The 10,300-nt window shown below is 39.5% G+C and carries 8 protein-coding genes and 1 pseudogene; 6 read left to right on the plus strand and 3 right to left on the minus strand.

Annotated elements, in window-relative coordinates; all coding sequences use genetic code 11:
• Window positions 1–205 precede the first annotated feature (205 nt).
• Together H6G79_RS33615 and H6G79_RS33620 are read right to left on the minus strand one after the other, a co-directional pair.
• Entirely contained in the window at window positions 206–4,843 is a 4,638-nt protein-coding gene (locus tag H6G79_RS33615) for a HEAT repeat domain-containing protein (protein ID WP_190594833.1), read from the minus strand.
• A gap of 18 nt (window positions 4,844–4,861) precedes the next feature.
• A complete protein-coding gene (locus H6G79_RS33620; protein ID WP_190594832.1) occupies window positions 4,862–5,287 on the minus strand; it encodes a hypothetical protein in 426 nt (141 codons plus the stop codon).
• A 279-nt stretch (window positions 5,288–5,566) separates the two neighbouring features.
• Here H6G79_RS33620 and H6G79_RS33625 point away from each other — a divergent pair, with 279 nt between their 5' ends.
• The 3 genes from H6G79_RS33625 (at window position 5,567) to H6G79_RS33635 (ending at window position 8,669) form a co-directional block, all read left to right on the plus strand.
• Entirely contained in the window at window positions 5,567–5,797 is a 231-nt protein-coding gene (locus H6G79_RS33625; RefSeq protein ID WP_190594831.1) for a hypothetical protein, read from the plus strand.
• A 464-nt stretch (window positions 5,798–6,261) separates the two neighbouring features.
• Complete coding sequence (locus H6G79_RS33630) at window positions 6,262–7,902, plus strand: serine/threonine-protein kinase (RefSeq protein WP_190594850.1); 1,641 nt, start codon at window positions 6,262–6,264, stop codon at window positions 7,900–7,902.
• A 65-nt stretch (window positions 7,903–7,967) separates the two neighbouring features.
• Entirely contained in the window at window positions 7,968–8,669 is a 702-nt protein-coding gene (locus H6G79_RS33635; protein ID WP_190594830.1) for a hypothetical protein, read from the plus strand.
• 64 nt (window positions 8,670–8,733) lie between these two features.
• Here H6G79_RS33635 and H6G79_RS37820 read toward each other — a convergent pair whose 3' ends face one another.
• Entirely contained in the window at window positions 8,734–8,916 is a 183-nt protein-coding gene (locus H6G79_RS37820; RefSeq protein ID WP_396019827.1) for a hypothetical protein, read from the minus strand.
• Here H6G79_RS37820 and H6G79_RS37825 point away from each other — a divergent pair.
• The 3 genes and pseudogenes from H6G79_RS37825 (at window position 8,882) to H6G79_RS37125 (ending at window position 10,196) form a co-directional block, all read left to right on the plus strand.
• Window positions 8,882–9,769, plus strand: coding sequence for a hypothetical protein (locus tag H6G79_RS37825; protein WP_396019828.1), 888 nt, complete (start codon window positions 8,882–8,884; stop codon window positions 9,767–9,769). The genes H6G79_RS37820 and H6G79_RS37825 overlap by 35 nt on opposite strands.
• 102 nt (window positions 9,770–9,871) lie before the next feature.
• A pseudogene (locus tag H6G79_RS37830) lies at window positions 9,872–9,952 on the plus strand (AAA family ATPase); the annotation flags it as partial.
• Between the two features lie 34 nt (window positions 9,953–9,986).
• Window positions 9,987–10,196 carry a hypothetical protein gene (locus H6G79_RS37125; RefSeq protein ID WP_242048721.1) on the plus strand — a complete coding sequence of 70 codons (210 nt, stop codon included), beginning with the start codon at window positions 9,987–9,989 and terminating at the stop codon, window positions 10,194–10,196.
• The last annotated feature ends 104 nt before the right edge of the window (window positions 10,197–10,300 follow it).

The raw sequence follows: 10,300 nt of genomic DNA on the forward strand, positions 1-10,300 counted from the left end.
AGTTTAGCTTTCCTCTATGTGATTTTTTGGATGTTTTTGGAAGGTAAAGTTGGACATCCATTTTTGGAAGGTAAAGGTGGACAACCTGTCCAAAATCTTCAATCTTCTTCAAGTCACAGAATGCGAGTGCGGAAGGTGTAGGATTTCTACTTCCAGCTACAAACGTAATGTATAGCTATTTGCAACGTTGCTGCTGCCAAAGTGTTTAAATGATTGTGGGGAAGAGGATTTGCTTGAAGCTTTGCATAGTGCGAGTAACAATATTATGTTGATGCCAAGCTTGATAGAAATCGGGGTAAGGCATATTCTGGGCGCATTCCCAGGCTAAATTATAGTATTCACCATCTAGTTGCCAATAACTACCTAAAGCTTTGACTGCTTGAAAACGATCTTCGTTATTTTGTAGATATTTTTTTAAGCTTTCTGCTGCTCGTCTAGGAGGGTATTTATTTACACTAGTTTGCAGCACATATACCAAAGCCAAGATTGCTTCTTGATTACCTGGGTCGATTTTCCATAAGCTATCTGCTGCCAACCAACGGGTACGATCATTATCTATAGAGTTATTTACAGGGATTGATTTCAGCACTTTTTCTAAGGCAGAAATCGCTGTTTGATTACCTATAGCAATTTTCTCTAAGCTATCTTTTGCCCACAAACGGATTTTTTTATCCAGTGTTTTTGATTGCATTAGTTGCACTAAGGCAGAGATCGCAAAATCATGGCCTGTGCCGATTTCTTTTAAGCTTTTTGCTACCCACTTACGGGTGTCGTCATCTAGCGTTGTTGATTGCAGTAGTTGTATTAAAGCGGCGATCGCAAATTCATTCCCTGTGCCAATTTTCTTTAACCTATATACAGCCAACCTACGGATGTCGTCATTCACAGTTGTGGATTGCAGCACATCCACCAAAGAGGCGATCGCTATTTTATTACCTGGATCGATTTCCCATAAATCTTGTGCTGCATAAATACGGTTTCTGTCATGTACAGATGTGGATTGCAACCATTGCTCTAAAGAGGCAATTGCTACTTTATTACCTGGATCGATTCTCCCTAAGCTTTCTGCTACCTGCTTATAGGTGTTGTCATCCAATATTTTTGATTGTAACAATTGCTCCAAGGAAGAGATCGCAAATTCATTGCCTGTGCCAATTGTCTCTAAGCTTTCTACTACTTCCTCACGGGTATCCTCATCTAATGTTGTGGATTGCAGTAGTTGTACTAAGGCGGCGATCGCTACTTTATTACCTGGATCGATTGTCCCTAAACTATCTGCTGCTCTCCAACGAGTTTCGTCATCCAATGTTGTGGATTGTAGTAGTTGTACTAAGGCGGCGATCGCTATTTTATTGTCTGGATCGATCGTCCCTAAACTATCTGCTGCTTTCCAACGAGTGTCGTCATCCAATGTAGTGGATTGCAGTAGTTGTACTAAGGCGGCGATCGCTATTTTATTGTCTGGATCGATCGTCCCTAAACTATCTGCTGCTCTCCAACGAGTTTCGTCATCCAATGTTGTGGATTGTAGTAGTTGTACTAAGGCGGCGATCGCTATTGGATTACCTGGGCTGATTCTGCCTAATATACTCACTGCCAGTGAAAGAGTTTTGTCATCTTTAGTTGTTGATTCTAGTAGTTGTACCAAGGCTGTTATCACTTTTTCATTACCCATACCGATTTTCGCTAAAGTGGATTCCGCGAGCCTACGATAATGGTATTTCAAGTCATCCGCAGTTGTAGATTGTAGAACTTGCACCAAGGCGGCAATTACTATTGGATTACCTGGATCGATTTTTTCTAAGCTATTTGCAGCCGACCAACGAGTGTCGTCAGGCAATGTTGTGGATTGCAGTACTTGTACTAAGGCGGCAATTACTATTGGATTACCTGGATCAATTTTTTCTAAACTATATGCTGACCAGTAACGATTGTTGTCAGGCAATGTTGTGGATTGCAGTACTTGTACTAAGGCGGCAATTACTGTTTCATTGCCTTTGCCGATTTTTTCTAAGCTATTTACTACCAGCCGAATAATTTCATTATCCGCCCTGGTTGATTGTAGAACTTGTAGCAAGGCGGGGATCAATGTTTCATCACCTGGTGGGTAGATGCTCTCTAAGTTATTTATTGCCACGTTATAGTTTTTGTCATCCACATCAAGTGATAGCACCAGTTTTACGAACGTGGAGATCGCCACTTCATTGCCTGGGTCGATTTTCCCTAACCTTTCTGCTACCCACCAACTGCTGAAATGCTCATCTTTGGATTGCAGCAGTTGTACTAAAGCGGCGATCGCATTTTTATTGCCTGGGTCAATTTCCCCTAAACTACCTGCTACCGAAATACGGGTGTCTTCGTCCAAATTTGTGGATTGTAGCATTTGCTCCAAGGCACTAATTACAGTTTCATTGCCTGGGTCAATTTTCTGTAAGAATTCTGCTACCTCAATACGGGTGTAGTCGCTCACATCTAGTGATTTTAACAGTTGTACTAAAGCTGCGATTATAGTTTCATAGCCTGTACTGCTTGTCTCTGAGTGATATGAGAGGTAATCACTACTGATGGAGTCGCTCACATCAGTAGATTGCAGGAGTTGTACTAAAGCGGCGATAGATGTTTCATCATATTGAGAAATTTTCCATAAACTTGTCCATAAGCTGCTACGTGTGGATTCGCTTACATCAGGCGATTGTAGTAGTTGCACCAAGGCTATGATCGCTGTTGCATTGTCTATGCCAATTTCCCCTAAAATACTTGCTGCTTCTGAACGAGTATCTTCATCCGCAGTTGTCGATTGTACTAGTTTTACCAAGGCGGCGATTACCGCTTGATTGTCTTTGCCAATTCTGGTTAAGCTATCAGATGCGGGAACACTGTCGAATAATAAATCTTTGCTCCATGCTTCCTTCTGACGAGTGTGGTAATCCGCAGATGTGGATTTTAGCACTTGCACTAAGGATGCGATCATTGTTTCATTGCGGGGATCGATTTCCCCTAACCTATCTGCTGCGTCCAAACGAGTGTCGTCATCCAGAATTTTAGATTGCAGCACTTGCTCCAAAGGTGCTACTGCTCTTATGCGTTCTGTCTCTTGCAGTGCTGATCTAGCTTCGTACTGAATTGGTTTAAGAAATTTTACCCAATTCTGTTTTTTAGATGAATAACCAAAGTCCCATTTGATAATTTGCGCTACTATTTCATCTGCTTGAGAACAGTCTTTAAACTCGGCAATTCCCACAGCCGCTAAAAAGTAGGCGCGATATTCATAAAAACCCTTGTCTACATCTTTCCTATTCCACTTCCCACATCCGTCTTTAAAACTAACTAAAGCATCAATAAACTCTTGCTTCTGTTGTTTGAGTTGTTGTTCTTCTCGCCCCAACCATAGTAATATTGTTTGCTTCCACTGCGGTTCAAAGATGCGATAAGTTCCTTGTGCTGGGTTGTGGGGAACATGATTGAGAAAGAAACGCCAGTCATCAATTGCTTTAGCAGCAAAATACTCTTGAAATGAGGCATGAAAGAAAGCGTAAACAGGTTTTCTATTTGTATCTATGCCTACCTGATTTAGCCAGCCGCGATTTAGTGCTAATTTCAGGAGCGACTTTTTATCATCCGCATCTCCCAAAAATCGCTTAACAAAATCTTGCTGTAAGCGAAAACGAGTTGCTTCTTTGTCTATTGCTGCTTTCGCCAATTCCCCTAATTTGATATTAAGTTGCTGACGCTGGCGAGAAGTTATTGCCAATTCGGTTTTCTTCCACTTGTCGAAATCATCAACAAATTGCTGATAAAGTCCCGCTTGCGTATCCGGTAATTTGCCATCTCCCGATTGCCAATTCAAACACAGCAGCGTTAACCGCAGAGGATTTTTGACTAAATCTTGAATGCGTTCTTTACCTTGTGCTTTCAACGCAGTACATAACTGTTGTCCAGTTTCGGGAATTTCAGTCTTAGCGAACCATTTAGCAATAAATTCTTCTACTTGTTCTGGATAATCAAAATCTAATGTGCGATAAATATCAAAATTATCAAGTTTATGCGTATTACCATCCCATAAATTAATTCGACAAGTCAGCACAATTCGTGCTTGAGCAATACAACCCACTCCACCAAATTGTGGCGCAATTGCTTCTAGAGGATTAGACGCGGACATTTCATCTAATCCATCTAGCAGCAGCCAGACATTTTTTTGATAAAATAAAGCCACAAAATCTTCTTTTAATTGGTTGGTGGCTTCAGCTTTACCTAATTTCTCTGCAACCTGAGTCAACCAAGTTTCCAACAGATAAGCTTTTAGTTCTTTCCCTCGCAAATCTGCCAAAGATACCCAAATCACAACTGACTGGGGAATCTCACAAAACACCCAATTAGCAATCTGTTGTAACAGCGTTGTCTTTCCTGCGCCCGGTTCACCAATAATTGCAATTCGCTTACCTTGACTTTTCGGCGTGTTCTGCTGCCTGAGAACTTCTTCTAAAAAAGCATCATGTTTAAATGTTTTGGTGACTTCTGTTTCCTTGTACAGTTCTGAACCCTGTTCTGGAGAAACATCACCTTGAGGCTTCGGCTGTTTTGTGCGCTCAACTAATCCCAATGGTACATAAACATCATCAACTTGCAGCGCAACGCCTTCAGTTGATGATGTCAAAGGATTTGTTGTCAGCTTTCGCCGTTCTGTAATTATTTCACGACAGATTTCACTCCAGTCTGCCAATGTAAAACTAGTAACTTCAGAACTATCTGAAGCATTAACTGTCAGATGATTTATGTTAACTGTACCGCCAGAGCCAGCATAAGCCCCTATTTTGTCTGCAAACTTGCCAGAGTCTTCAGGCATAAATTAGCCATGCCCTTGTCAAAACGTCATGTTTTCGATTGTACCAGTACCACCAATGACAACTTGCCCAATTTTGTCTGCTAACTTTGCAAAGTTATTTACAACTGATGGCTGAGACTTGATTTCATCTGCTAACTTTTTAATTTCCTGAGCAGTTTCCGATTTATCATTATTAACTGCGGCTTCGACTTCTAAAACTGCTTGAGCAATTTCAGGATCTTGTGCTGCTGCTGTTAGTTCCAGCACCGCTTCGCCATAATCTAAACGCTGTAGTTCATCATTGGTAAGAGATGGTGCTTTATTCTTGCGGCGTAGTAATCCTAGCAACTTACCAGGAGCAGTCCATAAAACATCACCAATGTTTTCGCCGATTTTCTCTTGTGCTTTAGTCCAAAGTACGTTAGCGATCGCCGTAGCTACAGCAGTCAAGCTCACAGTTATCATAAAATAGCGTCAAAATTTCATGTGTCTATTCTACTATCCCTGTTCTGTCACTTTCGGAAAACAATAATCGCAGCGAAACATTGGAACCTTTATCTAATCAAACTTTGAGCCTTTCTTTTCTAATAGAAACTAAAATTTATAGCCAAAAGCTGAAAAGTAAAGCTCTGAAAGGCTTTCAGCGATTGGCTTTTCCCAGTTTGACATAAGAGGGATCAGCAGGTAAACCCTAGTAATGAAGTTTTAGAGATAAACCCTAGTAATGACATATCCCCTAGTAAAATGCGGCGGAATAAGGGGGAAGGGAGTGGTAGTATTCATTGGCGAACTATTACCAAGAATGGCAAGGATTACCAGCAGGCGTACTATCACTATGAGTTTTGGAGCGAAGGCGATCGCTTGGTCAAGTCATCGAAGTATATCCCTAAGCGGTTACTTAATCGAGTTCAGCAGATGGAGCAAGAGAAAGTGGCTATTAGAGAGATTTTGGGGGTTTTAGGAGTGAGGAAATAATGATTGTGAGGCTGTCACGGTAACTGCTGCTGAAGTACTTGAATTAACCGAGCAGGAGCGAAGTGAGCGATTGAAATCACTAAATGTTGAACGGTTCAACATTAATTGCATTAAATTACCTTCACATTATTTTGTAAAGCTTGTATATTTTAAATGAAACAAGGAAGTGATTTGTTGATGGCTTGTATAAAATGTTTCTCAAAATTAGAAAAACTTTTTAGAATCCACTTTAAATCCAGCGTTTGGCTAAAAACAAAATAGATATTCTAGCTTTACTCTTGTGTTTGTATTGACTTTTTCGGTATACTGATGTCACTAAAGTCATATACTTCACAACTTGCACTTATTATTGTTGATTAAAAGTCAAAATCAAGAGTATCAATTTCCTATCTACAAAGTAGATTGTATTATTCGCGCTTGACTAATGAGGTGTATGCAAAGATGTAATTTAGTTGACAGATAGAATGAGCTATTGTATCAATCCTTTTTGTCCAAAACCTTCTGATCTGGGGAATGCTAGGAATCGCATTTGCCATAACTGTGGTTCAGAAATACTTCTAAAGGATCGCTATCGGGTTCTCAAACAGATAGGTAAAGGAGGCTTTGGTAATACTTTTGAAGTTGAAGACTATGGCACGATAAAAGTGCTAAAGGTGTTAACAGAAAATAATGAAAAAGCCATTGAATTATTTCAGCAAGAAGCCAAAGTTTTAAGTAAGTTAAATAGTGAGGGAATCCCTAAAGTAGATTCTGGTAGTTACTTCACTTTTTTACCTAAAAATAGCTCTACGCCATTGCACTGTTTAGTAATGGAGAAAATAGAGGGGGTTGATTTAGCGCAGTGGATGGTTGCTCATCATTATCAACCAATCTCTCAAAGTCAAGCTATTAATTGGTTAAAGCAGCTTGTAGAAATTCTCGCTTTAGTACACACTCATCAATATTTCCATAGGGATATCAAGCCTCAAAATATTATGCTACGCTCAACTGGGCAGCTTGTCTTAATTGATTTTGGGGCTGTAAGACAAATTACAACAACTATTTTAGAAGGAAGCCGTCATACCAGAATTATCTCTGAGGGTTACTCACCACCGGAGCAACAAAACGGTTACTCTGTTCAACAATCAGACTTTTTTGCTTTAGGAAGGACTTTTATTTTTTTGGTTACAGGTAAAGAACCCCAGGATGCAACTATTTATGATCCCCTTACTAACACCCTAAACTGGCGTGAACACGCACCGCAGATTTCCCCATCTTTAGCAGATTTAATAGATAAATTAATAGCATTTAATGCAAACCAACGCCCTAAAAATACACACGATATATTAAAATCCTTGCAAGAGATTGAAAAAACATCGTATACACATAATACTATTAAACAATTAACAAATCTCTGGTTAAATAAAAGTTTCAAAATTGTTGGCTCATCTAGTTTCGTTTCTACTTTATCAATTGCTAAGGCCAAGCCTTATAATTCTGGATTCACTAGTGCAACCACAAAATTAGTATGGAAGCTGTTTGTAATTTTTGGGTTAGGATGTTCTTCTATTGCTGTTGCTGCTTTTTATAACTTGACTACTAAAAACATAGTAACATCACGCGAGATTTTACCTATTATTACTCCTGCTTCTTCTGCTCTACCTATACTAACAAGCCATTTAATTACAGAAATATTTGAATCTGAAGCTACTTTTAGTTCTGCTCCCCTGCAAAAGAAAGAATCTTTAAGAATTCCGTCTAAAAATTTAACAGAATTAGAATTAGCGAAAAGCCAGATAAACCTTAAGAACCAACATAAAGTAACAGTTATCGCTCAAGTACAAAAACAAAAAAATTTAATTCATCAGCAAGTAAATATACCTAAAAAAACTAGAATGAGGCTAGAAGTTAGAAAAATTCAAAGAGATGATCAAGTATTGTTAAAACAAAAATTTAGTAGACAGCAATTATCATCTAAATTACAGCTAGACATTAAAAAAGTAAAAGACGTAAATAGTTCATCAAATAACTATATTATTAATGTTGCCAAGCCTTGGGAAAACAGGGATAATTTTCCAAAGCCTTCTGATGAATTAGAAATAGTAATAAAAAAAAGGAATCGCTGATGTCGTTTTTAATTAAAATCCTAATTAGTCTATTTATAACTAGTGTATTCTTGGTGTTAAAGCCAATGAGTGTTTATGCACAAGTTAATATTAAGTTACTTACTCAAACAGTAGAAAGTTGCCAAAAAGATGCACTATCTCCTGATTATTATAAACAAATAAACTTAAATGTAGTACAATATTCATACGAGCAAAATATTTATCAAGATGATGATTTAAAAAGATGTATTAAAAATAGATACCATTACTCTTTAGTTTTATCAAAATTCCCTTGGCTTGTTTCCACAGGAGAAGCTCTGCCTGGATACCCCGGTGCTGTAATTGTTGGAAAGTTAGCAAATGATTACCCTTATTCAAGCACTGGTTTATTAGACTGTATTGCTAGTCAAGATCCTTCAAATCAAGATTGTATCTTGACGTATAACTACATTGCAATAGGGCAAAAAGTGACTGAATGGACTACGAGTATAGGCTTTTTAGAATTAAGTTATTTAGCCTATGTTTGTCCTTCTTGTGTTATTGCTCATAATGATGTATCAGGCTCAAAGGAAAAAATTCTAATCTCTTTTATGAAGTGGTTTCTTACACTTGATAAGCCACAACGAAGAGAATTGCTAACTTTGTTAGGAGATGATAATAATGCTTATAAATTAAGAGAAGCATTAAAAGATGAATCTACAGCAGCAATAGAGGAGTATGAGGAAGCACGAGCAAGGGTTGAGCAACAAGATCGTGAACAGCGTAGACGAGAACTATTAGGTCAATAAATGATTAATTAGCCATTTTTTTTTCAACCGCCCAACTCAGATACCACCCCTTCAGAAGACCCTTCTAACGCAACGATTGACGTTCCCGCCGTTGAAATTCCAGAACTAACCGAGGATGAACAACGCGTAGACGCAAAGCGGCTTGTCGTAGACATCGCCTGCATTTAGAACGCAGAGTTGAAAGAGCATTTTTTGAGGCTGGTAAGGCATTGATGGAACTGCGCGATCGCCGATTATACCGTTCCACACACACAACCTTTGAAGAATATTGCCGCGATCGCTTTGGCTTCGAGCGCCGTCATCCTTACAGGTTGATTGAAGCTGCGGTTGTGGTAGATAATCTGATGCAAATGTGTCCCACTGGGACACAAGTCGAAAATGACTCAAGTTCTATTGGGACACAAAACGAAAGTAATTCAAGCGGCGAACAAATGCGTCCCATTGGGACACAAGTCGAAAATGGCTCAAGTGATGAGCAAGAGCAATCTGTTGGGACACAAAACGAAAGTGATTTAAGTTCTGCTGGGACACAAACCGAAACAGATTTGAGTGAACAGCGAATGTGTCCCACTGGGACACAAATTCTGCCAACGAGTGAGCGCCAAGTCCGTCCTCTCACCAAGCTAGAACCCCAGCAGCAGGTTGAAGTGTGGCAACGGGCAGTTCAAGTTGCCAAGGGTAAAGTTCCTAGTGCCAGGATCGTAACTGATGTGGTTCAAAGAATTATGGAGCGAACTCAAATCCCCAACACCTACCAAATTGGCGAAGTCTGCCAGATTTTACCCAAAGATAACCCCGACCTCAGAGGCAAAGGCAGGTGTTGGTGCATCGTGACTCATGTGGGGGAATTTAGCTGTACTGTGAGAACTTGGGATGGCGAATGTAGTGTTGGGGTGCAGCATTTGAAGTCATACAATTACTTACCTGCTGAATGCCAACAGATGCAGCAGATTTGCGATCGCATCAGCAGAATATATTCTGATTCTCTGGAGGATACAGTCAAAAATCTGTTGCAGTCGTTGGGGAAGTTGAACCGTCCTTGTTTAACTGCTGTAGAGGAGAAGCTGTTGAGTGTTCTAGAGTTGGAATATAGGAACTAAATTACCCAGATTTATTAGCATCTTCGTCAGCAGCAATTTTCTAAATTACTGCTTTTTGCCTGCTAGTCTGAGAACAACCTATGATTGGGCTAACTAGAATAGATGAAACTAATTCTATTTTCTGGTATTCCTGGCACTGGCAAAAGTACCCTGTCAGAAAAAGTTGCACGGAAATTGCACATTCCTGTATTCTCTCGCTTACTGGATACTAGGAGCAATGCTGCTATCACAGTTGCGTGTTCAACAGGAGGGATTTTATGTTACGACTGCGGAAGCACTGCTGACAATGCTAATCCAACGACAACTAATGTTAGGACAATCGGCTATTTTGGACACTCCTGCGAATACAGTCACACATTGCACCTACAAAAAGCATTCTGCAATTACAGCACCTACGGCTGTTATGAGGTACAGTAGCAGCAACTAGCAAACCAGTTTCTTAAATGTTGAGGATTTATTAAGTCGAGTGCAACTGAGATTAGTTTATCAACCATTTCTGTTGTAGTTGGAGCAAAATTGCGTAAAAAAGAT

This window comes from Anabaena sp. FACHB-83 (genome assembly GCF_014697485.1).
Classification (GTDB): Bacteria; Cyanobacteriota; Cyanobacteriia; order Cyanobacteriales; family Nostocaceae; genus Nostoc_B.